Here is a 26,985-nt window from a genome sequence, read left to right on the forward strand (position 1 = left end):
AAAAAATAAAAAAAACTTGTAAAAGAATTTAAGAACTGCGATAGAGTCATAGAAAATAGACTAACTAGTATATAATAGAAAAAGGAACATAGTTTTGAAGAGAAAGGAGACATGAAGTGAAAATAAAAAATCAAAGCGAGGTAGTAGAACAGCACTTGATTCAGCATTGGATGTATTTTCAGCATACGAAGAAATCTGTGAAGGTGGATACATCAGAAATTAAATGGATTTCTGCATCTCCTTACAATCGGGGCATATATGCAGGAACCCGTCATATTGAGCCTGCGTTGAGGATATGCCCTCCGCAAGGGGAGGAACCTCTATGGATTGTTGGTCCATCTTCATATGATAACCTTGGTCCAGTTCTTCATAAAAATGGATTTGTTCCTTATGAAAAATGGATCGGAATGATTCAGCACATTCAAGAAAAAGAATACATACAGGAGTAGAAGGGTTTCAATGTAAGCGAGTGCGCACAGAAGCTGAACTGAAAGAATGGATCACGGTATATATAGACGGCTATCAAAAACCAAAAGAATATCAAGCTGAATTTTTTGAAAGGTTTAGGGAGCTTATGCAGCACGCTGACCAATATCAGTTATATCTGGGCCTTTATCACAACCGGCCAGCTGTAGCTGGGTCTCTCTTTTTTTATGACGGTACAGCGGGTTTGTATTGTATCACTACAGCTAGACATATGAGGAGAAAAGGCCTGGCCACCGCATATTTGAAGGAAGTTATTACTGAAGCAAAAAAATAGGCGGATACGTGTATTTTGCATGCTACAAGTGCAGGAAAGCCAACTTATGAAAAAATTGGTTTTACAGCGGTTAACGAATTTGATGTATATAGATGGAGAAATAGAGATGGAACATAATGTGCTGCGGTTTGTGAGAAAAGAGACAAATTTCGACAAATTTTTAAAAAAGTGTAGCTTCCACTTCGTTTTTGGTGTATCCTAGGAAAAAGCAGCAGCATGAGCTAGTGTTGTACATAGAACACAGATAAAAGGAGTCATTATGAAACATTTTTTTAAAACGAGCACGTTTTGGATAGGTTTGGTTGTCGGAATCGCGCTCACATTTGGGGGATATTTTACTGTTACTAGTATTTATGATTATTATTTAGGACGAGAACAGCTGAAAGTATTGACTGCCTCTCAGAAAAACCTTCAAACTGCTTTTAAAGAGTATAATCAGCTTATGGCCGAAAAAAAAACCAAAAAGCAATTTATCAATGAACTCGATGATATTTCAAATACTATAAACTATGAATATAATGAATTAGCTTCCCTTGATCCTACGATGAAAACGATGTATAAGCATACGGGCGTCATCGATGATATGGAACTGATGATTGATAATATCGATAGCATCTATGAATTAACGATGAATGATCACAAAGACGCAACAAAACCACTTCAAACTTATGTATCTGATTTAATGGAATATGTAGAAAAAGATATGAAAAAAGAAATAAGCATGCTAAGTAAATAGAACAGAACAGCTGTCTAAACAAATAGGCAGCTGTTTTTTTGTTGATTATAAAAGGAATCTTTTGGTTGCAGGCGAAAGAGTATATTATGTATCCACTCGGTTACGTGCACCACGTTTACAAAAAAGGGAGGACATAGTATGAAGAAAGTGGTGATTATCCTATTTAGTTTGTTTTCATTAGCCGCATGTCAGATTCCTACAGCTGAAACGCTTGAAGATTCTTATCCACCCGCTATAAAAATAATAGCCGAAGGCAAAGAAGCCATCATCAAGCCCTTATTCTTTTGCTGGACCGAATGTGAAGCTGATTTTGGCGAACGAAAAAATTTTAGACAAATTGTTATGAAAGATAGTATTCCCGTCTCTGAAGGTGGTCAAGTGTCCATTAAAATAGATGGTAAAAAACCTAATGCCCTTTATTACAAACAAATTCGTAATCAGTCTATTTATGAAAACATAGTAGAAAAAAAGGACATAAAAAAAACATCTGCTATTACAGTAGATTCTGCCTCTCGCAGTGATCGGTATATAGTCGTAGCGGATTGGAAAGATAACAAAGGAAAAAAGCTAATCGGGCGTGTCTATTACACTCCAGTAAAATTTGAAACACCATAGATAGGGCTCTCTATGCTGTAATAGAGAGCCATATGCTTAACCAATAGAATTAAGTGCTTGTGCAAGAGAAGAAGTAGTTTTAACATGTTCAAATGAAAGCCCTAAGCGAATGGCAGTTTGAGAAATTTCCGGTCGAATTCCAGATAAAATTGTTTGCACACCAATTAAACGAAGAGCTTTTACCAAATTAAAAATCTCTTGTGCCATCATCGTATCAATTGTAGCTACACCGAGCAGGTCAATACATAAATGTTCAACGTCTTTTTTCGAGCATTGCTGAAGCGTGTTTTCTAAAATAAACTGACTTTTGACCGTTCCAATATCCCCCACAAGAGGCAGAAGTGCAACTTTATTTTGAAGCATGATCACAGGAGAACTTAATTCATTAATTAACTCTTTCTGAGCGTTCAGCTGTTCTTGCGTATTTTTATGATATTCTTGAATAAAGATATAAATAGATAGATCAAAAGCTTTAACAATAATGTCATACCACATAAATATCTTATCTGCGCTTACTTCATTCGAATGCAAAGAGATAAACTTCTTTAAGTAATTGACGGCAATTTTTTGTGAATTAAAATATTCTCGAATAATAAAGTGAAGAGGCGTACTTAAATGCTTTGGATCACGCGCTAGTTCTATCGACCACTGCTGAAAATCTGAAAAAAAATACTCCTCATCCTTTATAAACACGTCAAATAAATGCTGAAAATAATCTTGATTTTGCTGCTTCAGTTCTTTCACAATTGCTGGATTTTTACTCGAATAGACAGAGAACTCATTTTCATCGTCGAGCTGATTGTACCAGTCTTCAGTTAATTGAAGAGAATGTTCTTTGAAAAAATGATATAAGTCCTGATTTTTATGCATGAAGACTCTCCTTATATATGTATAGTCTAATTGATTTATAAATAAAGGCATAAAAGCATCCCCTGATCTAGAGTGAGGATGCTTATAAATAAATCCATTATGAAGCGCATTTATTTTCCTATACGCCTTGTTTTCCCTAACTGTATACTCTCAAACCCAATTTATTAAAAAATGAACATTTATTAACTACCATATTCATGCATTTTACCTATTTTTCATAAAGAAACACTTCTTGTGCTTATAGCTTTAGCTTGGGTAAGGCATCTTTAATGCTTTGATAGACTAAAATAAAGGACATATCATCTTCCATAGTGCTCATATGTATGGCCATGTCAGGAGAAATTCCTGTTAGAACAAGCTGAGTTCCCATGAGCTTCAGCCAATTGTAAATATTAAGAATATCACGGCCGAATGAATCATTAAATCGAGCTAACCCTGAGACGTCTAGGATTAAATAACGATCTTTGCTGCTTGTGTTACGCGAGGTGAAGCTATTAAATAGCATTTCTATACGCCGTTCGTTTAACGTTCCGATTAATGGAAGAACAGAGATTCCTTCCTCTATTGGCACGATAGGGGTGGATAGCCTTTCAACTTCTTCTAAAGCTTGCTGTAGCTGTTCCTGGGCTGTAATCTCTATTGTTACATCTTTTTGAACACCAATAAAGTAGTATTTATCTTCTTCTTCTATATATGTCGGGTCAATCGTTAGCTGATTATGAAAGAAAGAGCCGTCTTTTCGATAATTAACGAGCGTAACAGAAACTGATTGATTGCGGCTAATAGCGCTGCGAATTTCATCAATGTGGTGCAGGTTTGTAAGAGGCCCTTGTAGAAAACGGCAATTTTCTCCTAATACTTCTTCTTCCTCATAGCCGGTCATAAGAGAAAACCCTTGATTGAGGTAAATAATTGGGTTATCAGGCAAAGAAGGGTCTGTCACGATAATGCCAGATTGTGAGCTATGAAGGGCTTTATTTAAAATGGACCATTTTGAATCTTGAGCTTCAGGTGTAGTCAATGCATTCCCTCATTCCTTGGAATTTTTATAAAAATATTGTGACATAAACACATTAAAAAAACAATTTTCGACGCGTTCGCTCCTAGAGAAAGAATGGAGATAAGGAAAAATATGTTATAATAGTTTCAGGGGCAAAGGGAGTGTGAACAAACGTGATAACCATCAATTTATTTAATGTTAGTTTCTTTGTGATGGCGCTAGTAGGCTTTATTCTCATTTTTTGTTTGCGTCTAAAGTTTAACCGGCCACTGTCATTATTTAAATGGTCTTTTTTGTTCGGAACGGTGCTGCTGTCGCTAAGCTTGTACTTGTTTATAGCGACCAGCCAATATATTCATTTGATATGCAATACAATCGGCTCAGTTATGGCAGCGCTCTATCTTATCAGTATTATGGTCGGAGCAGAAGAGTCATAAATACATATGTTTGAAAGTCTATTGAAAGTGGAAAAAAGGAAAGATGCATAAAAGAAAAAGAGACGCACTTACATTCTTTTAGCCGACGAAATGATAACAACTTGAAAAACACCTCGGTACAAAATGCCGAGGTGTTTTTCATAAATAAAAGGGAAAGGAGAATATTTAGAGAAATACTAGTCATATTTTACTGAGTGTAGTAAAATAAAAAGTTATTATTCTATTTTTATGTTGTTGCTATTGGCAACATGTGTTAGTCTAAAAATGGTATACATTTTAGGCGATCTTGAAAAAGAGAGACGAGAAGCTTTTATTCAAGTTTCTTAAAAGCTTTACGTTTACTGAGGTGAAACAATGAAATCTCAAGTACAAAAATTTGTAGGCTATTTATTAGCTGGTGATCAAGACAGCGCTTGGGAAATTGTGCTGGAAGAAATCCAACAGGGAAAGAACAGCCTAGATATTTATGAAAATTTAATTACAACCGCAATGCGAGTAACTGGAGATATGTGGGAAGAAAATATCATTTCTGTAGCTGATGAGCATGTGGCAACTACGACATGTGATTATGTGCTAACTCGCTATCGCTTTTATAAAAAAATTCAGGGACACGCTTCAGACACCGCTCCAAGAGCACTGCTTCTATGCTTGGAACAAGAACAGCACTTCATTGGTTTAAAGATGGTGGCTTTATTGTTTGAGGAACATGGTTGGAATACTCGCTTTTTAGGGGCCAATCTCCCTCTGGAATACGCTGAGAAAATGGCTATAGAATGGAAGCCGCACATGGTAGGATTATCTGTCAGCATCCCTTATCATATTGAGAGGCTTGCTGAATATACCAAAACTTTGGACAAATTAGAACCAAGACCAACGGTAATGGTAGGAGGGCGTTTAGTTTCTCAAATTGATTTCCGTTCTTACTGTTCTGAGCATACACGCCTAATTCCGGATCTTTACCAACTAAATAACTGGTTACTCAGTTATCACAAAGGAGTGGAAGTTAATGTCGATGCTTGAATATGTTCCAATTCCTTACTTTTTAGTGGATACTGAATTTAATATTTTGGAATGGTCGCAACAATCAGGTCATTTATTTAAGCCTTCAGCTAATTTTTTAGATCTTGTAGACGTATTTAGTCAAGAAAAGGCGAGAAAGTTTTTAAGCTTGCGCCAAAAAGATTCTCGAGAATTATCTGTAGACGAACCCCATGATGAGCAAACGCTTGTCCAAAGCCGAGGCCAGGCTATTCAGAAAGTAGAGCTTGTGATGCAAACCAATGATTCGCCTTATTCACTGTTTGAATGCTTAATTCAATGGGATAGCGATATAGGTCATTTAGTTTGTATTCGCCAAGATGAACGTATACAAGAGCTAACGAGTCTTGTTCAAGACCATCGGAAACGATTAGCAGATACAGATTTTGAACTGCTTGAACAAAAAGAACGTCTTGAAAAATCATTACAGAAAATTAAGCAATTGTCCGCTTCTTTTATTAAATTATCCTCTAAAGTAGGACTTATACCTCTTTTTGGAGACTTAGATACAGATCTTGTAGCTGAAAATACGTCCATTTTGCAAAACTTTGCACATGAAGGAAATTACACCACGCTTCTATTTGACTTTGGAGGACTAGATATATTAACGACCGAAGGAATCCAAGCTTTTGCAGGCTTTATGCAGTCCTTTTATCTCATGGGTATCACATGCTATATTATTGGCATGAAGCCGCACCATACGGCTGCTTTGAAAAATAGAACGTTTGGTGACCAAATTATTTATATGAATAACCTGAGTGAAATTATTGCTGTGAATAAAAATGTGAGTTAAAAGAGTGGAGGAGAAGAAAGTTATTCTTCTCCTCTTTCTGTATACACTTCTCTTCTTATAATTAAACATCTATTAAAGAATCTTTTTATATTTCAGCTGAAAGAATGGTGTTAAGACGTTGAAGTCCTGTGTTCAAATCAGTATCACTAAGGAGGGAATAGCTTATTCGAATGTAAGCATGAAGCGGTTTGTGAACAAAACAAGCTTCACCAGGTAAAAAGCAGATATTGTGCTCCTGGGCTTTTTTTAATAACCCAAATGTGTTTACTTTTTGAGGCAGTTTTAACCATAAGTTGAATCCTCCTTTAGGAACTTGGAATTGAACGGATTCGGAAAGAGACGAAAGCAGATCGCTTGCATGATCTCTTCTCAGTTGCAAAGCGGTCCTCAGTTTTTCCATGTGATGTTTCATTCGCTCAGTGCGCAAAAAAGCTAGCACGGCTTTTTGAGTTAATAAGGGACTACCAATATCCATCAGTGCTTTAACCGCATATAGCCAATCAAATACAGAACCTTGTGCATAAAGTAATCCTATTCGAAGTCCTGGAGCCAACGTTTTACTAAACCCCTTCAAGAACAAAACATGCCCATTTTTATCAAACGTTTTGATCGGTGGAGGCACCGATATATCATCGAAATAAATCTCTCCAAACGAATCATCTTCAACAATAAAAAAGTGATACAATTCGGCCAAATCAACTAGTTCTTTGCGACGCTGTCTGCTCATTAGTATACCTGTAGGGTTTTGAAAAGAAGGGTTCACGTACAAAAGCGAAGGTTTTATTTTTTGGCAGACTTCTTCTACTAAATCAGATTGTATTCCTTCTTCATCTAGTTCAATTGAAATGACGTTAACACCTTTATTGGTGAAGACATCAATTGCAGCTCCATAGCATGGACTCTCTACTATAACCGTATCCCCTGGCTTTAAAAGCGTTTGAGCAATTAAATCAATACCTTGCTGAGCGCCACTTGTAATCATAATTTCATGAGGCTCAGCTTTTATTCCTTGCTCTCTCTGTAAATAAGAAGAAAGCTCCATGCGAAGCTCCCGATCTCCTTGAATTGGACCGTATCTGGCTAAAACAAGCTCATTGGTACGTAACAGACTTTGCATTTCTTGCGCTAAAAACTGATTAGGAAGGAGGCGAGGGAAAAGAATAGCCTGAGAGAAATCATAATATTTACGATCACGATTTAAGCTGTACTGAGAGCGCGTGATATTTACGTTTAATTCATCTTGCCATGAAAAATTATTTAATACCTTGGAAGAACGTTTAGTAACCCCTCTAACAAAAGCTCCTTTTCCTGACTGTATTACGATTAATCCTGATTTTTGTAAGAGCTGATACGCTTTTCGTACCGTTAATAAGCTTATTTCTAACTCTTGTGATAGCTTTCGTAAAGAAGGGAGCTGATCACCAGGTTTTATCATGCTCGTTTGGATGCGATAACGAATCTGCTCATAGATTTGCTGATAAATGGGGGTAGAAGATTTTTTATGTACATTAAATCTCATTGTGTCACCTAACTATTCTTTTTCTTTAGTTAACCTCAAAATAAGCATGGGCGCAACTGAAAAAATAGCAACTGTTATAGTCAAGGTTTTACTGTTATACTTCCTTTCTTTTATACTCGTGGCATATTTAAAGGAGGAAGATATATGATTATTATTAATTACGTACTTATCTGTTTTATTTTCGGGACGACATTTTTAACTATTAAATTAGGGATTGAAGCAGGAATGCCTCCACTTTTCTCAGCTGGAACTCGGTTTCTTTTAGCAGGAATCTTAGTAATCTCGTACTTTGCATATAAAAAAGACGTTCGACGCTCGTTATTATTTTCAAAAAAAGTGATGATGGTAGGGTTTTGTTTGACCTTTATGACATTTTCAACGCTCTATTGGGCAGAACAACATGTGACATCGGGTCTTGCAGCTGTTTTATCTGCTACTGGCCCCATGATGATATTGCTTATTCAAGTGATGCAAAGAAAAATGGAATTAAAAAAAGAGCAGTTATTCGCTTTGCTTCTGGCTTTTACCGGTGTTATTTGCATTTCACTTCCAAATGTGACAGCCACTATGTCTTATTCGTGGACGTTAGGGTGTATCATTATCATAATAGGAGAGGTATTTTACGGTATAGGCAGCAATTATTCGAAAGCTTTGTTAAATGAACTAAAAGAAGTGTCACCATTTTTAATTAACGGTATTCAAATGTTTTACGGGGGAATATTTCTGCTGGTGCTATCTTTATGTACAGAGCAAACCCATGTTTCAACTATTATGCCTCGGAACGCAGTATGGTCTATTGTATATTTAATTTTTGTTGGTTCAATTGCTGGACACGGCTTATATTATTGGCTCATCGCCCAAACAAATCCCATTTTTCCATCTACTTGGTTGTATGTATCTCCTTTAATCGCGGTGTTAATCGGCTATGTAGTCTTAAATGAAGCTATCACGCCTTCTATTATTGGCGGAGGCCTTCTTATTTTAATAGGAGTGTTTATGGCCAATCGTGAAGCTTTGGGAGTACATTTTAAAAAAAGTGTGCTATTCAAAAAGCAGCTGTAAAACAAGTCGCCATTTGCTGACTTGTTTTTAGTTGATCGCAAGACAAAAAAATTGAAGAAAGATATAAAAGATGACTAAAAGCCTCTTCCTAATGAAAGAAGAGGCTTTTTTGTTAAGAGTTTGCTGACATCGTATGAGACGGTAAAATGATATCTTGGTCTACTAGGAAGGATAAAAGCTCCCGTGTAGCATATGACATATAGCGATCTTTTTTCAAAATGATGCCAAGCTCCCACATTGGAGTAGGTGCGGCAATTGGAATACTTTTAATAAAAGGGTTATTGATCTTTGGAAACACGGACTTTGGTAAAATTGCAATACCTAATTCAGAAGCGACTAGTTCAATAATCAAATCCCATTGCGAACTTTCATATGCTATTTTCGGATGAAAACCCGCTTGAATGCACTCGTGAATAATGCGATCATGAAGAGAGAAATCTTTGCTGAACAGGACAAACGGTTCTTCTCTAAGCTCGCTCAAAGCAACGATTGATTTAGCTGCCAGCGGATGCTCATGATGAATGTATAAATTAAACTCTTCTTCAATAAACGGATAGACGTGAAAAAGAGGATTTTGAATAGGCAACACGATAATGCCAAGGTCTACTTGTTCGTTTTCTACAAGTTCGACAATTCGCTTTGCGCCAAGCTCCACAAGCTCTAATTTCACCTGAGGATGTTTTGATGTAAAGTTTTTTGCAATCATCGGGAAAACAACAGTCCCTACTAAAGGAGGAATTCCTACTTTAATATCTCCTGTAGGGAGATTTCGTAAATCATCTAACAGAGCATGCAGCTCGTGAAGAGTGGATACCAGCTTTTGGCTTTGCCCATACACAATCTGTCCTGCATCGGTTAACGTCAGCTTTCGAGTAGAGCGATCAAAAAGATCTACGCCGAGTTCTTCTTCTAGTTTTTTTACAATTTTACTTAATGCTGGCTGAGACAAGTGAATTGCAGCTGCTGCTTTCGTGAAACTTTTTTGATTAACTACTTCCATGAAATGTTGCAGTTCTCGAATATCCATAAATTCTCCTCACTAGTATTCTTAGTTTTCATACTATTTATTCTATTTATCTATTTTACTTATGATTCAAATAAATGTAAACTCTTACATAAGGAAGTGAATAGTGATTCATCCAAAAATAGCACATCAAATTCCTCTAAATACGTTAGAAACCCGCATATTTGTAAGCGTTAACAAAAAAGTACCCTCGAAAAAAATCCTAGAAAAATATTTTTTTCTCCCGTAAAACAAAGCCGCGAGCGCAGAAATAACACGTGTTGAAATGTTCATTTTGTATACTGTTCTGACAATTAAGAAAGAGGAATAAAATGGTATAGTGCACCACTAAGGTGAGTCTATTCATTCTGCAAACGAGCCGTACATAGAAAAAAGGGCCGGTTTGTTAAAAATAATTGGGGGAGTGGTTGAGATGACATACGTTAAAGGATTAGAAGGAATCGTTGCAGCTGAAACAAAAGTAGGGCATGTTGATGGAGAGAAAGGTCAGCTGATTTATCGCGGATATTGGGCAAAAGATTTGGCGATCAATTATTCTTTTGAAGAAGTTTCTTATTTAATTTGGAACGGCACGCTGCCAAATCATGATGAGTTAAAAGCATTTAAACAAAAAATGGTGACTCATCGTACGCTTCCGGCTAATATTGTTGCATTAATGGACTGTTTGCCAAAAGATACAGAAGTGATGAGCGCGCTTCGCACATGTATCTCAGCTTTAGGAGACCCTTCATACAGCTGGCCTCCGACAAAGGAGCAGGCACTTGCGATTACAGCGGTCACACCTACCATTATTGCCTATTGGTATCGTAAAATGAATGATTTAGAAGTGGTAGAGCCTAACGAGCATTTGGATCATGTAGCAAACTATTTATATATGATTAACGGAGAAATTCCAGATCAAAGTTTGGTTACTGCGCTGAACGCATATTTTGTTTTGACAATTGAGCATGGGATGAACGCCTCGACCTTCTCATCACGCGTTATTTCATCTACCGAATCTGACATGGTTTCAGCTATTTGCGGAGCAATTGGCGCGATGAAAGGTCCGCTTCACGGAGGAGCTCCTTCTGGTGTTATTACCATGTTTGATGAAATTGGAAGTGAAGAGAATATTGAGCCTTGGGTTCGTAAAAAATTAGATAATAAAGAGAAAATCATGGGATTTGGTCATCGCGTTTATCGTACACATGATCCAAGAGCAGAAGCATTAAAAGAAGTATCGAAACAAATCTCAGGAGATAACGGGCTATTTGATTTAATTGTTAAAATTGAAGATAAAACCATTGAATTACTCAATGAATACAAGCCGGGTAGAGGCATTTATACTAATGTAGAATATTTCGCTGCAGCGGTTATGAAAGCGGTTGAGCTTCCGTCTGAACTATTCACCCCAACCTTCACAGCAAGCCGTGTAGTTGGCTGGACAGCTCATGTCGTAGAGCAGTCAGAAAACAATCGTATTTACCGACCTCAGTCTGCGTATATAGGTTATACGCCAGTTGAACAAAATCAATAAATACAACTGATTTCACATAAAAAACGTCGGTAGATCCGACGTTTTTTTCATATGGTTAAATATATTCTTTTTGAGAATAAAATCGCTTTAATAAATAGAATAATCCGACTGCTAAGCATAAACTTGCTGCAGCTAAGCTAGAGGTAATCATGGCGTGCTCACCTTCGGTAGGGGTATGTGAAAGTTTATAGCTGCTGTAGCATAAGAGAGCTGTGATACATAAACAGCAGGAGCTAATCAATCCATACCGCTTTTTGAAGCCAATAATAGATAGTAATACAATCAAATAAATTCCGCTCACCATCATCATAATTGGAAATTGAGGGTGGAATTTAATTGTATATAACAAATAATCGATGTGAGAATAGTGATGAACCGCCGAGGACTTTGTTAGCCCTCCGGTCAAACTGGCTGATAAAGGTCCTTCAAGCATCGAAGAGCCGTTATACCAAGTAGCGACTGAGGAAAGTAAAAAAACAAAACAACTTGCAAATAGCTGCGTCATGCATTTTATTGACACGTATAGAAAGCTCCTCTCAATAACCATCTTTTGTTAATACAAGTCCGAAAATTATTATAGCAGGTTTTGAAAGTAAAAAAAGTCCTATTGGAATGGTTTCATAAAACGTTCATATTTGAAAAGGTTTGTTTTTTTAAAAGAAAGGGAAAAAAAGTGAAACGGAAGATATGAATAGAGGAGAGAGAAAGATGAAGGCAGCAGTGATTTTGAATCCAAACGCAGGAAACAAAAAATTAGTAAATGAAATTGACTTTATATGTGATCGGTTAAACACTGCATTTGAGACGGTTACTTTATATAAAACAGAGCAACCTGGAGATGGTGCCGATCTGGTAAGGAAATTGGAAGGCAAAGCGGATGTCATTATTGGAGCAGGAGGAGACGGGACAATTTATGAGCTCATCAACGCTCTTGCTCCGTTGCAGCAACGTCCTGTATTTGCTATTTTACCTGGTGGAACGTGTAACGACTTTTCGCGTGCAATTGGAATGAATCAAAATCCTTTAAAAGCGGTGGAGCAAATTATAGAAAAGCAGACGGAGGCAGTGGATGTTGGAAAACATGGCGAAGATTATTTTTTAAACTTTTGGGGAATCGGCCTCGTAGCTGATGTATCTGAAAATATTTTGGAAGAAAATAAAGAGAAGTTTGGTAAGCTCTCTTACTACATGAGCGTAGGCAGAACTTTAAATCAAGCAGAGCCTTTTCAATTAAAAATGACGAGCGAAAAAGCTTCCTATGAAGGAGAAGCTGTTATGGTGTTAATTGGAAATGGCCCTTTTTTAGGAGGAACTCGCGCTATGCTAGGAAACAGCTCATTTCAAGACGGATTATTAGATGTATTCGTTATTAAAGAAATGGGAATCGAGCCGGTTATGGCATGGTTACAAACAAGCCCTGATGAGGAACAGCTTAACCCTGAAAGCAACCTTATGCATTTTCGTGCAAAAGAAGTTCATATTGAAACTACTCCTGAAAAAACGGTAGATTGTGATGGGGAAAAAGAAACGACGACACCTTCAACGATTACGGTTCTCCACAATCACATCAATATGATAGTCGGAAACAGATAAAAAAACGCTGGAACTTCCAGCGTTTTTTTATGAAGACAGCCATCGCGGAGAAGTAAAAAGCATAATCATTATGCTGCTCATCGTAATAACAAGCATGGAGTAGCAAAAAGCAGTAAATCCGATAATATGTAAGCCCACTATCATAATCGTACTGTCTAAGATAAAAATGGTTATTCCTATATTGATTTTCCATTTTTTCGATACAATAATGGCAATTAAATCAAGCCCATCCGAGCTGATGCCGTAGCGAAGCATCAGTCCTATTCCCATCCCTACGAGTGCGCCTCCAAGCAATGAGCTAAAGAGCAAAGGAAGCTCTAGCGTGCCTTCGAGAATAGACAGCCATTCTGTCATAAAAAAAGAAACAAATAAACCTATACTTCCGTAAAAAAAGCTTTGACGATGACGAAAAAAAGCATATAAATAGACAGGTACATTCAAAAAGAAAATGGACAGTCCGATAGGAGTTCCAAACACATAGTATACGATAAGCCCAAATCCTATAAGTCCACCGTCTAGTAAGTGATACGGAGCAATAAATCCGTTTAGCCCTAGTCCAATTAATAAGCTGCCACAGCAAATCGAAACCACTCTCGAAAAAATATTCCTCACCCTATACGTTAAATTTTAATAGGAGTCCTCGTCCCTCTATGTATATGGCAAGCTTAGGTTATTTAGAAGTGAAGAAGAAGAAAAAGAAAATTATGTAAAAAGTATTGATTCTATAACTCTGATATTCTATAGTTAATCTAACTTCGTTTTCACGACAATTTCTTGATTTTTTACGATACTGTTTAACTGTTTGTATTTTTTACTATATAAAAAAGTTTCGTTCTGCAAAAAGCATACGATTGTAATAAGTCGATAAAAGCACGCCGCTATATAAAAGGGGTTGATTACGTGTAGGGTTCTCTTTCTTTTCAGTCATACTAAAAAGAAAGAGGGATTGTCGTGAAAAATCGTTCCGTACTTTTTTTATGGTTTGGCCAAAGTCAAGCCAATTTAGCAGATGTATTATATATTGTTGCGTTAATCAGCATTCTTTATGCTCAAAATAGTTCTCCTGTGCTGCTTTCATGCATTCCATTTACCATTACGACTGCTAAGTTTTTGAGCAGTTTTATTGTGCCTTTTCTTATAGATCGCTACAGGGCTAAGCGTATTCTTGTTGTGTCTCAACTGTTAAAAACCAGTGTTTTATCTATGTTTTTCTTGTGGCATATGTCGCTTATCAGCATGCTGTGCTGCGTGGCGCTTATTGCTTTTTTCGATGGGTGGGCAGCTCCGGTTCAAAGCTCTATGCTTCCTCATTTAGTAGATAAAGAGAAGCTGTTGAAATGGAACAGTATGTTTAATGTCACTGATCAAATGATTCAAATTGCAGCCTATCCGCTTGGAAGCTTTCTGATCATTAGCTGGGATGCTACTGGCCTTTTATGGCTGTCATTTTCGTTATTCAGTTTGTCAATCGTATTTATGCAGGCTATTCGCATTAACGCTCATTCTTCTAAAACGAAGCAAAAACAAGGGTTAAAAGAGGGATGGAAGCTAATTTGGCATTATCCGCGCCTGCGGGTTTTATTAGTCATGGAGGTTTTAGAAGGGATGGCTGCCGGCGTTTGGGCATCAGCAATTGTCTACGTGTTTGTGAAAGAGATATTAAATAAAAATGAAGCTTGGTGGGGATATATCAACAGCAGTTTTTTTGTTGGAACGGTTCTTGGAGGTTTCGTTTTGTTGAAGATTTCAGTTGAACAAGAGAAAAGTCTTTATCATATCGTAACACTAGGCAGTCTTTTATCAGGTTTCTTTACATTATTGTTCGGAGTGATGCCTGCTCCTTTTCTTTCACTTTTACTTAGTTTTGCTATTGGCATTGCCCTTCAAATAAGCGCTACATGTTCTTACACGCTTACACAAACGGCCGTTCCTTTAGAAAAGCTTTCTAAGGTACTTTCCGCTACGCTTAGCGTTTCATATGTGACGTTTGGGCTTTCGGTGCTGCTGCTTGGAGCTGTTGCTTCGCTAAATGTAACGGCGGCGTTTCTAACAGCAGGAGGACTGATTGTAATCAGCGGCTGTGTAGGTTTATTCTTGCGAAATTATGCGCTTGCTAACTAAAAAAGGTTGCTATTTGCAACCTTTTTTTAAAACATCTTATTTTCTCTCATCAACCATAAGCCGTATAAGGTTGTTTGCTTTAAATATCCCTTGTGTAAAAGTAGGGAGCTTTTCACGAAAACGAAAGGAAAAAGAGTATGGCTATCGAATTATGTTAAGAGCGTTGAGCTAAAAGGAGTGATTAAATGGTTGTCATTCGACAGGCGGTTGAAACTGATCGAGAGCGACTGGCTACGTTAATGCAAGAATATATAGTAAAATTCTGTGAGCAGCCTGCCCCTTCCCGGAAAGCTTTAACTTTACATATTAAGCGCTTATTGAATAATCCTTCCTATGGTATCCAGTTTGTTGCTGAATTGGAAGGGAAACTAGTAGGTTTTGCGACGGTGTACCTATCGTGGAGCACCTATTATTTTAAAGAAACAGCCATCTTAAAAGACTTGTACGTATCTCCTTTAAACAGAGGAAATAAAATTGGTGAACGTTTGTTTAAGATCTGCCTGGCCTATTCTCAAAAGTATGAGTTTGCAGGGATGACCGCTGAGTGCAGCAGTGAAAATAAAGTGGCTCAAAACCTTTATCAAAAAATGAACGGTAAAGAAAATGCAGGGGTTCAATACCGTTTTTTTTAAGAGAAGTGCAGCTTTTACTTTTAAGACTTCTACTAAATGGTAAAAATATGTTATAGTATGAAAAGTGAAATTGATGAAAATGTCGGTGGGCTATATGTTAGATGATGGTATCAATAGTAGGGGGAAGTTGGACTAGCTGGTTGAAAGGCGGCCATCCTATTTTTAGTATAGCCGCAAGGAAGGAGCAGGACCTTGAAAAAAAATCCAATCTTAAACGCGTGGAAAATAGTAACTGCGACGAGCGGTTTTTTACTTGCGCTGTTTATCTTTAAAGTCCGAAAAGGAAGATAATCATATAAAGAAAGCTCCTCGATTGAGGAGCTTTTTATTATTTAGTAATAGGAAACGTCAAGGGAGTCACTGTTGATAAAGAATCTCTGTAAGAATGATAAGTGAAATAATGACGTGTTGGACTATAAATAGTCATGTAAAGTAAATAATCATATTTCGTTTCCATATAGAAAAAAACGCCGTCTGCGTAGAGTGTATAGAAAGAGTACGAAATCCCGAGCAGCGTTTGCTTTTGTACACTTGTGCTTGGGTTTTCTTTAATCCATTCGTACAGTTCAAACACACTCACTCCTGGTGATGATTGCAGCGTGTGTACTTTGTCATATAACTTATCCGATACATCGGAAACGGACTGTTTTAATTGGTGAAATAAGTTGGACATTTGTTCTTTCATTGTGGTGAGCTCCTTTACGGGTAGTCAGCTATTAGCATGCTCAGGGAAATCCACACTTATGTATAGTTAGTGGATGGCTGATTTGAATTTGCCGCCCTGCGCTTCTTGGGTATCCATAATGGTTGTAAAGGCATGTGGATCTATTTCGGAAATAATGGTTTTAAGCTTGGTAATTTCCAAACGCGTCACAACTACGTATATGACTTCTTTTTCTGTACCTTCAAATCCGCCTTTACCATACAGTTTCGTCACGCCGCGGCCTAAACGATGTGTAATAGCGTCTGATAGCTCTTCATAGTGATTTGAAACTATAAAAGCTGCTTTTGTTTCATCAAGCCCTTGAATAATCGCATCGATTGTTTTAGAAGCAATATAGTACGTAAGGATCGAGTACATAGCCTGTTCCCACCCTAACACAAACCCTGCCCAAGCGAAAATGAAGATATTTAAAAACATCACAAATTCGCCCACAGAAAACGGGATTTTTTTTGTTAATAAAATACCTAAAATCTCAGTTCCGTCTAACGCTCCACCGTGACGAATGACCGTTCCTACACCTGCTCCTAACAGCAGTCCGCCAAATACAGTAGCAAGAAGCGGTTCAGATGTTACAGCTGGAACATGGTGCAACTGAGATTCTACAATGGATAAAGCAACAACTGCAAACATAGATGAAAAGCAGAAGTTACGACCAATTTGTTTGTATCCACTATATAAAAAAGGGAGATTAAAGATGATGATAAGAAGACTGAACGGCAATTTCGTTAAGTACACTAAAATTAGAGAAATACCGATAATACCGCCATCAATTACAGAATTTGGGACTAAAAATAATTCGATAGAAACGGCAGCCAAGGAAGCCCCAATTAACATCATAATATAGCGATAAATGAGCCGACCTGCCTTTTCCTTTTTGTGCTGTTTCGTTGTCATAAAATCTTTCCTTTCAAAATACTGCCTATACGCAACTCTTACTAGTATAACTAAGTCTTGGGAACTCTATCCAATTATCTACTTTAAAAAAGACTAGCCAGAATAAACAAAATCCTGTTAAATTAAACGGTAGACATTTGCTGAAATAAAGGAGCTGTACATATGATAAACATTTATATTCCAGCGCTTCAAACAAGCGCTGGTGAAAAAGCGGCACGCTATATTGATACATTAACCAAACCGATAGGAAGCCTTGGAAGACTCGAAGAAATAGCAGTGGAATTAGCGGCCATGACCGGGGAAGTTTTTCCGACAGTCTCGCCGCCAGGAGTCCTCGTTTTTGCAGGCGATCATGGAATTGTAAAAGAAGGAGTTTCAGCTTATCCGCAAGATGTAACGGCACAAATGGCGCTGAATTTTTTACAGGGAGGAGCAGCTATTAACGTGTTTAGTCAGCAAATAGATGCCCAGTTCAAACTGATTGACATCGGCATTGCTTCTGACCTTTCCCATAAAGACCTTGTACAACGCAAAGTGAAGCTGGGCACAGCAAGTTTTTATAAAGAAGACGCGATGACGCGCAGTGAGGCAGAACTGGCTGTTCAAGTCGGATATGAAGAAGCTGAAGAGCTTATTGCCCAAGGAATTAAATGTTTGATTGTAGGAGAAATGGGCATCGGAAATACTACGTCAAGCACGGCTATTTTAGCTGTATTGACAGGAGAAAAAGTCTCTAAGCTTGCAGGAATGGGCACAGGGATTTCTGACGAACAACTGCGCCACAAAGTGAACGTGATTGAAGAAGCGCTGCAAAACAGGCACATTAACCCTCAGGATCCAATTGATATTATTAGTAAAATAGGGGGTCTTGAAATTGCAGGGATGACAGGTGCTATGCTGGCGGCAGCTGCTCACCGTATTCCTATTTTAGTAGATGGTTTTATTTGTACAGTTGCAGCCCTTCTAGCAACAGAAATCAATACACAAGCAAGAGACTATATGTTTGCTAGTCACGAATCTGTTGAACAAGGTCATGCGTGTGCAATGAAGCTTCTTGGCAAGAAACCGCTCCTCAACCTCAATCTTCGTTTAGGTGAGGGAAGTGGAGCTGCTGTTACATTTCCACTGCTGCACTCAGCTTCACTGATGATTGCCAATATGGCCACATTTGAATCTGCGGGAGTGTCTGAGAAAGAATAAACCTAAAAAAGACATGGGAACAAAACCATGTCTTTTTTCTTTATTTTATAAAAAAATTTATATTTTTAACATCATAAACCAATAAATGCTAAAGCTAGCACCTGTTAAAATAAATGATCCAATAATTAACAATACCAGTGCAACGCGTCGTTTAATCGCTTGAATTTCTCTATCTTTTGGCAAACGTCCCATTGGTCTTCCTCCATTATGTAAATATTTCACGTATTTTCCTATTTTACTCCGCTTTAAAAAGAGAGAACATATGTCAAAGTTACTAAAAACCAAATTATTTTACAAAAAAATTGTATCCCCGTTACAGCAGGGCAAAGAATACGTATTTTTTCAGTTAGAAAAGGACTGCTCTAAAGGTTTACTTACATGGCAACAACCTTTATCATATAACTGACTATACTATGATGTTATCCAAAGTTGGAAGAAATCTCAATAAATGTGAGTGTTATAATTACATGATAAGAGTCAGAAAATTTTAAAAAAGAGTGTGAGTAAACAATGAACGGTATGTTGATTATTCGGAACGGTGCTCCTTTTTATGAAGGAGCTTCCGTGCCTATGACAAAAGATAAAGCCTGTATTATCGGGCGAAGCAGTGAAGAATGGGAGCCTTATCTGGCCTTTCAAAGTGCTTACATTTCACGCAAGCATTTTGAAGTAACGTACGAAAGCAATGCCTTTTTCATTACAGACTTGTTTAGTAAACACGGGACAAAAGTAAACGGAGAAGAGTTACAGCCTGGAACCCCTCGTTTATTGAAAGAGCAGGATGTCATTACCTTAGCAAATGAGGAGGCAACTTTAGTATTTAGAAATGATGATATGGATGCAACCCTTGATTTAGGACCTTTGCTAAAACAAATAAATAAGCCATTTTACACATTAGATCCAATTTTGCAGAAAGTAAAAGTAAAAGAGGAAACGTATATTCTGTCAGATAAAGAATACGCGTGCTTAGCTTATCTTCTAGAATACAACAATCAATTTGTTTCAAAAGAAGCATTAAAAAAAAGCGTTTGGCCTGAACGAGTAGAGTCAAATGGAGAAATTCTAGTAGCAGCAGAAGAGCTGAATGCGCTGATTTACCGGGTTCGCAAAAAAATAGGAACATATTTAGAAATCGAAGTGATTCGAGGAAAAGGATATTGGCTGCACTTTAACGAAAATGGACGTGAATAGAATCACGTCCATTTTTTAATCTCGTTTTACAGCATGTACACGTATATGTTTAGCTTCTGCTAGCCAAGATCCATTTTGAAATAGTTTGTCTTGCATTCGATTTTCTAAGCGCGTAATGAGGACATTTTTAGTTTCTGTCGTCACGTGAGCAAAAAGAGGGGCTGCATTTGTTTCCAGCCAATTACGCAAGCCATTTTCCCCTTTTAACAAAAAGGGACGGCTGTAGTGAATAGCCGTGGTGACTTGAAAATTCTGTGATTCCAAAAGAGAAGAATATTCAGCTACAGAAGGAAAGTACCATGGGAAATCTCCATCGTTATAAGGGATATCAAACGTTTTAAATTGACGGATGATTTCTGTAAAAATTTCATCCATGTTTCCCTTTCCCCAAAATTCTGCTACAAATCGGCCGTTTGGTTTTAAAGCATTGTAAATGTTTTTAATGACAAGGTGAGGGGGACGGATGTCGTGTAAAGTTGCATTTGAAAAAACTGCGTCAAATTGTTCGTAATAAGGAAGGTTAAGGGCATTTAACTGTTCAAAGGATAGAGTTGGGTACTGATGACGAGCTTGTTCAATCATATTTTCAGAGCAATCGATGCCCGTTGCAAGGACATGAAGCTTATGAAGCTGCGAAATAAATTCGCCAGTGCCGCAGCCAATATCTAAAATATGTTCGCCAGCTTGAGGAGAAAGAAGGTTCATAGCACTTCCTCCAAATGAAGAAACAAACGGAAGATGATACACTTGAGCAATTTTTTGTTGGTTAACAGTTTGACTCATGAAGTGATTCCTCCTTTGTAAAAGATGATGACTATCGTTTTATAAGAAGAAACAAGCTTTGAATAGTAGATATGAAGTTATTGATAGAATTATACCATATATCTTACTTATTATGCCGAAAACTGCAAAGAAAAAGCGCACCAAACTTCTAGCTTGGGCGCTTACAAGCACGAACTATTTTATAACCATTAACTTAACCAAACTGAACAAATAGAGGAAGATCCGTATGACCCATCTCACGTACGTAGACGTATAAATTTCCTTTATGATGAATTTCATGGTCAATGGCCATTTGTAAAAGTTGACTTCCAGGAAGCTTTCTTCCAAACGCTGCAGTGGCGTCAATTGTTTTGTTTAAATCATCTTCGCTAAGTGAACGTAATACGTCTACTGTTTTTTGGGTATATTCAGCTGCAAGGTCCGATAATGACTTACCGCTAAAATCAGCTTTTTGACCAAGTGGCGATAAATCACCGGATTTTACCACTGATGCAAATGCATAAAAGGATGTTAAAATATGCGTAGATAAGTCAAAAGCGGACATAGATGTCGGGGCAGGCTTGTATTCGTAGTGACCTGCTTCAATTTTGTTGATTAATTCATTAGTTACATTTCGATGTGCTAAAAAGTGATGAGTAATTTGTTCAACTGTCATGATGAAAGGCTCCTTTATTATGTATTCGCTCCTGAGTATAGCATCTGGAAATCAGAAAGCGAAGAAAAAACTTTAACAAAAAGAAAAACAGCTGCATGTGAGCAGCTGCTTTTCTTTTTATTAGAAATTACGTTGTTTTAATTCTTCAAGTAATAACTCCATACCTTCGCGGCTTAAAGTTAATTTGCCATCTGCGATTGTTACGTTGTCAGAAGATACTTCGCCAGTAATCGCACAAGCACCGTTCGGCTCATATTTCTTTAAAATAATTCGATCTGTTTCGACAAAAATTTCAACAGGATCTTTTACATCTATTTCAAGAACACGTCTTAACTCTTTAGGAATTACGATACGACCTAAATCATCTACTTTTCTTACAATACCAGTCGATTTCATTTTTTAATCACCTTTACTTTTATATTTTATTGAGTGCGCAAAATATTATTTTTGGAATTTCTAAGATGATTATATACTAGATAACCGCTAAATTTGTCGAAGTTATTAATATGTAAATGAACTGTAATATTATTGAAATATTATCTGTAAATACAAATCCTCCTACAATATGGAATATGTAGGGCTCTTTGTATGATATAGGAGATGCAGGAATTAATTACATTTGACATACAATTTTTTTTGTGTTTATACAGCAGTATGGAGGTAGAGTACATGTAAGCGTGAAAGCAAACAAGTTGAAAAAATGAAGAAAATATGATTAAATTTAAAAAGTGACTTGCTCAAAATAATTAAATCGTAATGATTACGTATTTCAAATAAAAATTATTAAAACGAAAGGATGACAAAGAGTTTGGCTAAAAAATCAAAAGTGGTAAAAGAACAAAAACGTCAAGAGATGGTAGCGAAGTATGCGCAATTACGCCAAGAGCTGAAGGAAAAAGGAGATTACGAAGCGTTAAAAAAATTGCCTAGAGATTCTTCACCAACGCGCTTAAATAATCGCTGCCGCGTTACCGGTCGTCCGCGAGGCTATCTTAGAAAATTTGAAATGTCACGCATCGCGTTTAGGGAATTGGCCTACAAAGGACAAATTCCAGGAGTCAAAAAAGCAAGCTGGTAGTATAAAAGCCCTCATTATGAGGGCTTTTATTATTTATTAGCTGCAAAATATCGAGCGATCCCTTGGTAAATACCTGTAGATATTTGCTGCTGATACGCGTTAGAAGAAACAATTTGCTCATCGTGAGCATTTGATAAAAAGCCTAATTCAAGAAGTACAGCCCGCTGGTTGTTTTCTCGAGTAACATAATAATCTCCAAAACGAACCCCCATATCCTTCATAGAAGGCGCGTTTTCAGCCATGCTTTCTTGAATGTATTTTGCTAATTCTTTATCTTTAGATTCACTGTAATAAAATGATGCGATGCCGTTTGCAGAAGATGAAGTAGACGCGTTATAGTGAATGCTGATAAATGCATCTGCATGCCTTGCTTCACTAACATTCACCCGTCCGCTCAGTGAAATAAAAGTATCGTTTGAACGCGTCATAAATACATTTGCTCCAGCATTAGCTAAGCGGCTTGCCACAAGTTTTGCTGTTGTTAACGCTAAATTTTTCTCAATCGATGACTTGCCTGACGTGCCAGGATCATATCCGCCGTGCCCAGCGTCTACTACAATAATTTTATCTTTTAAAGCAGCAGATGAGGAAGGCAAACTAGCTGAAGTTGTAGAATCAGCCGCAGCTGTTAACCCTTTTGATACCCATGCTGTTTGACTGGCAGAATACTGAATTTGCACCCAGTCATTCGTTTCGTTTACTTTTTTGAATCTTTCACCTGCTTTTGCTACACGGATAATTCCAGCACTTAAGCTCGGCTGAGTGCGTAAATTTGAAGCTTTTGTAATTTGAATCGACTGGGCTGTTTGTGAAGACTGTCCAGAACCTGTTTGTAAGTACTGACTTGCTACCCAGCCTGTTTTGCCGCTTGCTGTTTTAATCTGGGACCAGGATCCGCTTTCTTTTACCACCGTTACTTTCGAATTGCGCGGTAAGTTCGTCACAATGGACGCGCTTGTGCTCGCAGAAGAACGAACGTTTAATGAACTGGCGTTAACGACCGCTGGCTTCGATGTTGTAGAGCCAGAATCTTTATCTGGCGCAGAAGAACCGGAGCTTGCTTGTAGGTACTGACTTGCTACCCAGCCCGTTTGACCGCTTGCCGTTTTAACCTGTGACCAAGACCCGCTTTCTTTTACCACCGTTACTTTTGCATTTCGCGGTAAGTTTGTCACGATGGATGCGCTTGTGCTTGCAGAAGAGCGAACGTTTAATGAGCTCGCATTAACGACCGCTGACTTCGATGTCGAATTTGCGGTAGACGTACTGTTTATTTGCGTTTTATTTATGTATTGAGATGAAATCCAAGCTTCTTTACCGTTATAGGTAATTTTAGCCCATCCTTTGCTTTCATCTACTATATCAACGGTGTTTCCCTTCGTTATTTTTCCAACGATAGCACCGCTTGTACTAGGCGTTGCACGTACATTTAACGATGTAGCAGTTACTTTGGCCGATTCAGCTGCATCTGCATCAATTGAATGCAAAAGCAATGAAGAGCTTAAAAGAACAGAAGAAACGGCTGTGTACATGACATGTTTTTTATTCATTTTTTCCTCCTTGCAAATTACAAATTTCAACATAAGGTTATTGGTATACAAATCATATATCGGCAAATAGTCCAAAATTTTGAGTTAAATCTACTATTATCTCATAATACCGATATTATCCATCATACTATATGTCGAAATTCAATTGTATAATGAATTTGAACTAGCTGCCATCCTTAAGGACAAATTTTACATTAATGTAAAATATAATTATATTAAAGGTGGAATTTAGCGATATTAAAGACCTTTAATCCTTTGTTCATCTACATTTTGAGGATATGTCTTCTACTAGTAAGAACGTAAAATAGTATAAAACAGCTGAGTGTGAATATGATAGAGGAGAGATAGAAAATAAAAGCTTATCTATCTTTTGGAGGAGAAAACATCCACAATTATGAAACATTTAGAATAAAAATAACAAAAATATATAAAATAATACAAAGCCTGTCTAGACGGGTGTAAAGCTCGTAGCATAAACTAAAAGTTAATAGTTAGAAAATTCTTTCTTTTTATTTTGAAACATGGTACAGTATAAAAAAGTGAAAGGGTGGAAACTGATATGCGAAAGATTGTTCAGTATGAAACAAAGTGGTCGCTTTTGTATCAAATGGAAAAAGAAGCGCTGCTTAATACACTAAAAGATTTTTCAGTAGACATCGAACATATTGGAAGCACGTCCGTTCCAGGATTGGCTGGTTCACCAATCGTTGATATTTTAATCGGAGTCAAACGCGAAGAAGATATAAATGAAGTGCGCGCTATATTAAAAAATAAATCTCACGTATATGTAGCGGAAAAAGAGATGTTTGTCTTATTAAAAGAAGGCGTTCCAGCTGCACACTACCCTCCAATTATGACAGCTAAAAATGCCCGTAAGCTCATTCCACATGATGCGAGAAGAAGTCATGTGTACGTAACGGTCAGTGAATCACCTTACTGGAACGAACGAATTAATTTCAGGGAGCAGTTACGCTCGAACGAACGTGCTAGAAAAAAATATGAAGCTATGAAATACGAGCTTTCAAAACGACTGTGGAACGATATTTCTACCTATGAGTACAAAAAAGAGGAATTCATTCAGCGCAGTCTATAAAAAACGTCATTTCAATTGAAATGACGTTTTTTTTAATTAATTATCTTGTAAAACAATGGTCTCAAGCTTGTCAGCAGTATTTACTGCGAGAACCGTATAGTTTTTACCACTTTGAAGATTTGTTCCAGGAAGATTTAGTATTTCTTTTCCATCTGCCGTGGAAACAGATAGATCATACGAACCCGGATTTACTACTTGATAACCTGAAATGCTTTTAAAAGACAGATCTTTAAATAAAGGAGCAGCACCTTTAGGACCTACGTTTACCGCAGGAGCATCAGGAGATAAATGAGCAACACGTAAGCTTGCTTTTCCATCCATTCCTTGCTTATTATTCGTGAAAGCCTGTAGTTCAAGGTTTTCTGCTTTATTTACAGCGGCCACTGTATACGATTTTCCACCGTCTACAACAAGGGTAGCTTCGATGATGGAATCTTTTGTTCCTTTTGTCTTCGCTTCGTATACTTCTACTTTATGAGAACCGGCTGCCAAAGGCAAAGAGTTGGCGACATCTTTAAACTTTGCTCCTTCTACTAAAGCTTTGTCATCCACAAAAATGTCTACAGCCGGAGCATCCGGTGAAGCATGAACGATGCGAACTTCTGCATTTTGAGCTGTTCGCTCATCTGCAGCAGGAGGTGTTTCAGCGGCAAATACTAACATGCGGCTAAGTGCCAAGAAGGCAATCACTGCTACCATTACAAATACTCGTTTCATCAAGTATCACTCCTTTTTTAGTATACACAGCTTTATGTAAAGAGAAGGACTGTGCAGTTGTTAGCGTATACTAAATAAAATCAACTATTCGTTTGTTTGTTAACTTTTGATGTGTTTACTGAGATTTCTGACGAAAAAATCGAAGAATAGCCAAAATATTGTACAGAGCTGTTAAGAGCCATGTCAGTAAAAAGCCTAGGCCAAGCCCAATATTGGCATCTATATACGTATGGGTGAAGTCATCATATACGACGTAGGAAAGAGGAGCAATCGACAGTAAAAATAGAAGAAAAAACAAAAGCGTTTTCCATTTGTTTGAAGTGAAGGTTAAACAAAAGAAAAGGAAAGCAGCGAACAATAGAAGACCGTCTCGAATAGCCCAAGGTAAAACGCCGATATGTGGATTAGCGAGAAGAAAAGTCGGAACAATTGAAAGGAGGAAAAGGAGAGAAAGTAAAGTCACGTGAAGAGTGTGCTTTTTTGTAAAAGCCGGCACCAATAAAAACGCTGCGGTTGCGCTTAAAAGAAAATTACAAATTAAAATAAACTCCATATCAACACCTCATTTATTGAGTATTACTTTTAGTCTATTCAGCACGCTGTTAAAGTAGATAAAAAAGCTGCGATGTTCATCGCAGCTTTTGGTTATTCGAATTTAAATCCTTGTTTTTCAAGCATCGCTCGAACTTCTGGATAATAAATAGTTTTATAAATAGCTGATACAGTTTGTGACCAGTTGCGGTCATCAGCACCGTTTGTTCTCTTTTTCATATACTCTGCCATTTCAGCATCATAGTCTTGAATCAATGACTTTAAGTCGTGATTATAGCTTTCACGATGGTGCACAGCAGCTTGTGGCAATCGAGGCTTTTTCGCAGAATGATCTGCCGGATGTCCAACCACAAGACCACTTACTGGGAATACGTATTCCGGTAAATCGAGCAGTTCAATGACTTCTAGTGGTTTTCTGCGAATTCCTCCGATTGGGACTGTACCTAAACCGAGTGATTCTGCTGCAACTGTTGCGGCTTCTAAAGAAATTCCAGCATCAGTTGCCCCGACTAAAATTGATTCAAGCCCATCGGTTACGCCAAGGGGGGCATCGTTAAGTTCAGCTGCAATCTTAGCACGATTAAAATCTGCACAAAAGATTAAAAATAGAGGAGCTTGGTCGATCCACGCTTGGTTGCCGGCAAGCTCTGAAAGTTTTTTCTTCTTTTCTTTATCTTGGACGCTAATAATAGTCACTTGCTGTCCATTAATAGAAGAAGCGGCTGACTGAGCAGATTGAATAATCGTATCTAAATGCTCGTCACTTACTGCTTCGTCTGTATACTGACGGATAGAACGATGATCTTGAATTGTACGAATTGCTTCATTCATG

At 37.6% G+C, this 26,985-nt stretch carries 32 protein-coding genes; 16 read left to right on the forward strand and 16 right to left on the reverse strand.

Going from position 1 to position 26,985, the window contains the following annotated elements; all coding sequences use genetic code 11:
• Nucleotides 1–116 precede the first annotated feature (116 nt).
• The 4 genes from AC0C45_RS14940 to AC0C45_RS14955 all read left to right on the forward strand — a co-directional run bounded on the left by AC0C45_RS14940 (nucleotide 117) and on the right by AC0C45_RS14955 (nucleotide 2,111).
• The gene (locus AC0C45_RS14940) at nucleotides 117–449 is read left to right on the forward strand and encodes a hypothetical protein (protein ID WP_280168564.1); all 333 of its coding nucleotides are present in this window, start codon (nucleotides 117–119) and stop codon (nucleotides 447–449) included.
• Nucleotides 450–469: 20 nt separating this feature from the next.
• Nucleotides 470–760: a GNAT family N-acetyltransferase gene (locus tag AC0C45_RS14945; RefSeq protein ID WP_280168563.1), complete on the forward strand. Its 291-nt coding sequence runs from the start codon at nucleotides 470–472 to the stop codon at nucleotides 758–760.
• Nucleotides 761–1,019: 259 nt separating this feature from the next.
• Nucleotides 1,020–1,496, forward strand: coding sequence for a hypothetical protein (locus tag AC0C45_RS14950; protein ID WP_014459392.1), 477 nt, complete (start codon nucleotides 1,020–1,022; stop codon nucleotides 1,494–1,496).
• A 138-nt stretch (nucleotides 1,497–1,634) separates the two neighbouring features.
• Nucleotides 1,635–2,111, forward strand: coding sequence for a hypothetical protein (locus AC0C45_RS14955; RefSeq protein ID WP_237892518.1), 477 nt, complete (start codon nucleotides 1,635–1,637; stop codon nucleotides 2,109–2,111).
• A 36-nt stretch (nucleotides 2,112–2,147) separates the two neighbouring features.
• Here AC0C45_RS14955 and AC0C45_RS14960 read toward each other — a convergent pair whose 3' ends face one another.
• The gene (locus AC0C45_RS14960) at nucleotides 2,148–2,981 is read right to left on the reverse strand and encodes an STAS domain-containing protein (protein ID WP_034650745.1); all 834 of its coding nucleotides are present in this window, start codon (nucleotides 2,979–2,981) and stop codon (nucleotides 2,148–2,150) included.
• 238 nt (nucleotides 2,982–3,219) lie between these two features.
• Complete coding sequence (gene ytvA, locus AC0C45_RS14965) at nucleotides 3,220–4,002, reverse strand: YtvA family blue-light photoreceptor (RefSeq protein ID WP_034650748.1); 783 nt, start codon at nucleotides 4,000–4,002, stop codon at nucleotides 3,220–3,222.
• A 152-nt stretch (nucleotides 4,003–4,154) separates the two neighbouring features.
• Here ytvA and AC0C45_RS14970 point away from each other — a divergent pair, with 152 nt between their 5' ends.
• From AC0C45_RS14970 to AC0C45_RS14980, 3 genes are all read left to right on the forward strand, one after another.
• Nucleotides 4,155–4,418, forward strand: coding sequence for a hypothetical protein (locus AC0C45_RS14970; protein ID WP_074894949.1), 264 nt, complete (start codon nucleotides 4,155–4,157; stop codon nucleotides 4,416–4,418).
• A gap of 354 nt (nucleotides 4,419–4,772) precedes the next feature.
• Complete coding sequence (locus AC0C45_RS14975; RefSeq protein WP_034650750.1) at nucleotides 4,773–5,438, forward strand: cobalamin B12-binding domain-containing protein; 666 nt, start codon at nucleotides 4,773–4,775, stop codon at nucleotides 5,436–5,438.
• Complete coding sequence (locus tag AC0C45_RS14980) at nucleotides 5,425–6,249, forward strand: STAS domain-containing protein (RefSeq protein WP_047932508.1); 825 nt, start codon at nucleotides 5,425–5,427, stop codon at nucleotides 6,247–6,249. Before AC0C45_RS14975 ends, AC0C45_RS14980 begins: the two co-directional genes overlap by 14 nt.
• Before the next feature lie 85 nt (nucleotides 6,250–6,334).
• Here the strand turns inward: AC0C45_RS14980 and pdxR are convergent, their stop codons facing one another.
• A complete protein-coding gene (pdxR, locus tag AC0C45_RS14985; RefSeq protein ID WP_472928237.1) occupies nucleotides 6,335–7,768 on the reverse strand; it encodes a MocR-like pyridoxine biosynthesis transcription factor PdxR in 1,434 nt (477 codons plus the stop codon).
• 144 nt (nucleotides 7,769–7,912) lie between these two features.
• On the opposite strand from pdxR, the gene AC0C45_RS14990 reads away from it, so the two are divergent.
• Complete coding sequence (locus tag AC0C45_RS14990; RefSeq protein ID WP_047932504.1) at nucleotides 7,913–8,830, forward strand: DMT family transporter; 918 nt, start codon at nucleotides 7,913–7,915, stop codon at nucleotides 8,828–8,830.
• Nucleotides 8,831–8,942: 112 nt separating this feature from the next.
• Here the strand turns inward: AC0C45_RS14990 and AC0C45_RS14995 are convergent, their stop codons facing one another.
• Nucleotides 8,943–9,857, reverse strand: a complete 915-nt coding sequence (locus AC0C45_RS14995) for a LysR family transcriptional regulator (protein ID WP_013083830.1) — start codon at nucleotides 9,855–9,857, stop codon at nucleotides 8,943–8,945.
• A 409-nt stretch (nucleotides 9,858–10,266) separates the two neighbouring features.
• Here AC0C45_RS14995 and AC0C45_RS15000 point away from each other — a divergent pair, with 409 nt between their 5' ends.
• Nucleotides 10,267–11,370, forward strand: a complete 1,104-nt coding sequence (locus tag AC0C45_RS15000) for a citrate synthase/methylcitrate synthase (RefSeq protein ID WP_016764746.1) — start codon at nucleotides 10,267–10,269, stop codon at nucleotides 11,368–11,370.
• Nucleotides 11,371–11,425: 55 nt separating this feature from the next.
• Here AC0C45_RS15000 and AC0C45_RS15005 read toward each other — a convergent pair whose 3' ends face one another.
• Nucleotides 11,426–11,890: a DUF4306 domain-containing protein gene (locus AC0C45_RS15005; RefSeq protein WP_223260182.1), complete on the reverse strand. Its 465-nt coding sequence runs from the start codon at nucleotides 11,888–11,890 to the stop codon at nucleotides 11,426–11,428.
• 188 nt (nucleotides 11,891–12,078) lie between these two features.
• Here AC0C45_RS15005 and AC0C45_RS15010 point away from each other — a divergent pair, with 188 nt between their 5' ends.
• On the forward strand, nucleotides 12,079–12,963 hold the full coding sequence (locus AC0C45_RS15010; RefSeq protein WP_025751162.1) for a diacylglycerol/lipid kinase family protein: 885 nt from the start codon (nucleotides 12,079–12,081) through the stop codon (nucleotides 12,961–12,963).
• A gap of 27 nt (nucleotides 12,964–12,990) precedes the next feature.
• Here the strand turns inward: AC0C45_RS15010 and AC0C45_RS15015 are convergent, their stop codons facing one another.
• The gene (locus AC0C45_RS15015) at nucleotides 12,991–13,554 is read right to left on the reverse strand and encodes a YitT family protein (RefSeq protein ID WP_095379309.1); all 564 of its coding nucleotides are present in this window, start codon (nucleotides 13,552–13,554) and stop codon (nucleotides 12,991–12,993) included.
• Nucleotides 13,555–13,914: 360 nt separating this feature from the next.
• Here AC0C45_RS15015 and AC0C45_RS15020 point away from each other — a divergent pair, with 360 nt between their 5' ends.
• Nucleotides 13,915–15,084, forward strand: coding sequence for an MFS transporter (locus AC0C45_RS15020; protein WP_047932501.1), 1,170 nt, complete (start codon nucleotides 13,915–13,917; stop codon nucleotides 15,082–15,084).
• A gap of 185 nt (nucleotides 15,085–15,269) precedes the next feature.
• The gene (locus AC0C45_RS15025; RefSeq protein ID WP_013083824.1) at nucleotides 15,270–15,716 is read left to right on the forward strand and encodes a GNAT family N-acetyltransferase; all 447 of its coding nucleotides are present in this window, start codon (nucleotides 15,270–15,272) and stop codon (nucleotides 15,714–15,716) included.
• 328 nt (nucleotides 15,717–16,044) lie between these two features.
• On the opposite strand, the gene AC0C45_RS15030 is transcribed toward AC0C45_RS15025, so the two are convergent.
• Together AC0C45_RS15030 and AC0C45_RS15035 are read right to left on the reverse strand one after the other, a co-directional pair.
• Complete coding sequence (locus AC0C45_RS15030; RefSeq protein ID WP_016764740.1) at nucleotides 16,045–16,401, reverse strand: hypothetical protein; 357 nt, start codon at nucleotides 16,399–16,401, stop codon at nucleotides 16,045–16,047.
• 66 nt (nucleotides 16,402–16,467) lie between these two features.
• Nucleotides 16,468–17,334: a YitT family protein gene (locus AC0C45_RS15035; RefSeq protein WP_013083822.1), complete on the reverse strand. Its 867-nt coding sequence runs from the start codon at nucleotides 17,332–17,334 to the stop codon at nucleotides 16,468–16,470.
• 162 nt (nucleotides 17,335–17,496) lie between these two features.
• Between AC0C45_RS15035 and cobT the strand changes: the two genes are divergently transcribed.
• Nucleotides 17,497–18,534, forward strand: coding sequence for a nicotinate-nucleotide--dimethylbenzimidazole phosphoribosyltransferase (gene cobT, locus AC0C45_RS15040; RefSeq protein WP_237892516.1), 1,038 nt, complete (start codon nucleotides 17,497–17,499; stop codon nucleotides 18,532–18,534).
• A 57-nt stretch (nucleotides 18,535–18,591) separates the two neighbouring features.
• Here the strand turns inward: cobT and AC0C45_RS15045 are convergent, their stop codons facing one another.
• The gene (locus AC0C45_RS15045; protein ID WP_155727968.1) at nucleotides 18,592–18,756 is read right to left on the reverse strand and encodes a hypothetical protein; all 165 of its coding nucleotides are present in this window, start codon (nucleotides 18,754–18,756) and stop codon (nucleotides 18,592–18,594) included.
• Nucleotides 18,757–19,104: 348 nt separating this feature from the next.
• Here AC0C45_RS15045 and AC0C45_RS15050 point away from each other — a divergent pair, with 348 nt between their 5' ends.
• Nucleotides 19,105–19,725: an FHA domain-containing protein gene (locus AC0C45_RS15050; protein ID WP_233334995.1), complete on the forward strand. Its 621-nt coding sequence runs from the start codon at nucleotides 19,105–19,107 to the stop codon at nucleotides 19,723–19,725.
• 15 nt (nucleotides 19,726–19,740) lie between these two features.
• Here AC0C45_RS15050 and AC0C45_RS15055 read toward each other — a convergent pair whose 3' ends face one another.
• From AC0C45_RS15055 to AC0C45_RS15065, 3 genes are all read right to left on the reverse strand, one after another.
• Nucleotides 19,741–20,508, reverse strand: a complete 768-nt coding sequence (locus tag AC0C45_RS15055) for a class I SAM-dependent methyltransferase (RefSeq protein WP_016764736.1) — start codon at nucleotides 20,506–20,508, stop codon at nucleotides 19,741–19,743.
• 193 nt (nucleotides 20,509–20,701) lie between these two features.
• Entirely contained in the window at nucleotides 20,702–21,163 is a 462-nt protein-coding gene (locus tag AC0C45_RS15060) for a DinB family protein (protein WP_013083818.1), read from the reverse strand.
• A 120-nt stretch (nucleotides 21,164–21,283) separates the two neighbouring features.
• Nucleotides 21,284–21,559, reverse strand: coding sequence for an AbrB/MazE/SpoVT family DNA-binding domain-containing protein (locus tag AC0C45_RS15065; RefSeq protein ID WP_013057736.1), 276 nt, complete (start codon nucleotides 21,557–21,559; stop codon nucleotides 21,284–21,286).
• Nucleotides 21,560–21,971: 412 nt separating this feature from the next.
• Here AC0C45_RS15065 and rpsN point away from each other — a divergent pair, with 412 nt between their 5' ends.
• Nucleotides 21,972–22,241, forward strand: coding sequence for a 30S ribosomal protein S14 (gene rpsN, locus AC0C45_RS15070; RefSeq protein ID WP_013083817.1), 270 nt, complete (start codon nucleotides 21,972–21,974; stop codon nucleotides 22,239–22,241).
• A 29-nt stretch (nucleotides 22,242–22,270) separates the two neighbouring features.
• Here the strand turns inward: rpsN and AC0C45_RS15075 are convergent, their stop codons facing one another.
• The gene (locus AC0C45_RS15075) at nucleotides 22,271–23,791 is read right to left on the reverse strand and encodes an SH3 domain-containing protein (protein WP_328252766.1); all 1,521 of its coding nucleotides are present in this window, start codon (nucleotides 23,789–23,791) and stop codon (nucleotides 22,271–22,273) included.
• Between the two features lie 559 nt (nucleotides 23,792–24,350).
• Between AC0C45_RS15075 and AC0C45_RS15080 the strand changes: the two genes are divergently transcribed.
• Complete coding sequence (locus tag AC0C45_RS15080) at nucleotides 24,351–24,884, forward strand: GrpB family protein (RefSeq protein WP_237892514.1); 534 nt, start codon at nucleotides 24,351–24,353, stop codon at nucleotides 24,882–24,884.
• A gap of 36 nt (nucleotides 24,885–24,920) precedes the next feature.
• Here the strand turns inward: AC0C45_RS15080 and AC0C45_RS15085 are convergent, their stop codons facing one another.
• The 3 genes from AC0C45_RS15085 to nfsA form a co-directional block, all read right to left on the reverse strand.
• The gene (locus AC0C45_RS15085) at nucleotides 24,921–25,601 is read right to left on the reverse strand and encodes a DUF4397 domain-containing protein (protein WP_237892513.1); all 681 of its coding nucleotides are present in this window, start codon (nucleotides 25,599–25,601) and stop codon (nucleotides 24,921–24,923) included.
• A gap of 115 nt (nucleotides 25,602–25,716) precedes the next feature.
• A complete protein-coding gene (locus AC0C45_RS15090; RefSeq protein WP_016764734.1) occupies nucleotides 25,717–26,154 on the reverse strand; it encodes a hypothetical protein in 438 nt (145 codons plus the stop codon).
• A 92-nt stretch (nucleotides 26,155–26,246) separates the two neighbouring features.
• A complete protein-coding gene (nfsA, locus tag AC0C45_RS15095; protein WP_016764733.1) occupies nucleotides 26,247–26,984 on the reverse strand; it encodes an oxygen-insensitive NADPH nitroreductase in 738 nt (245 codons plus the stop codon).
• Between the last annotated feature and the right edge of the window lies 1 nt (nucleotide 26,985).

This window comes from Priestia sp. VA7, assembly GCF_055710015.1.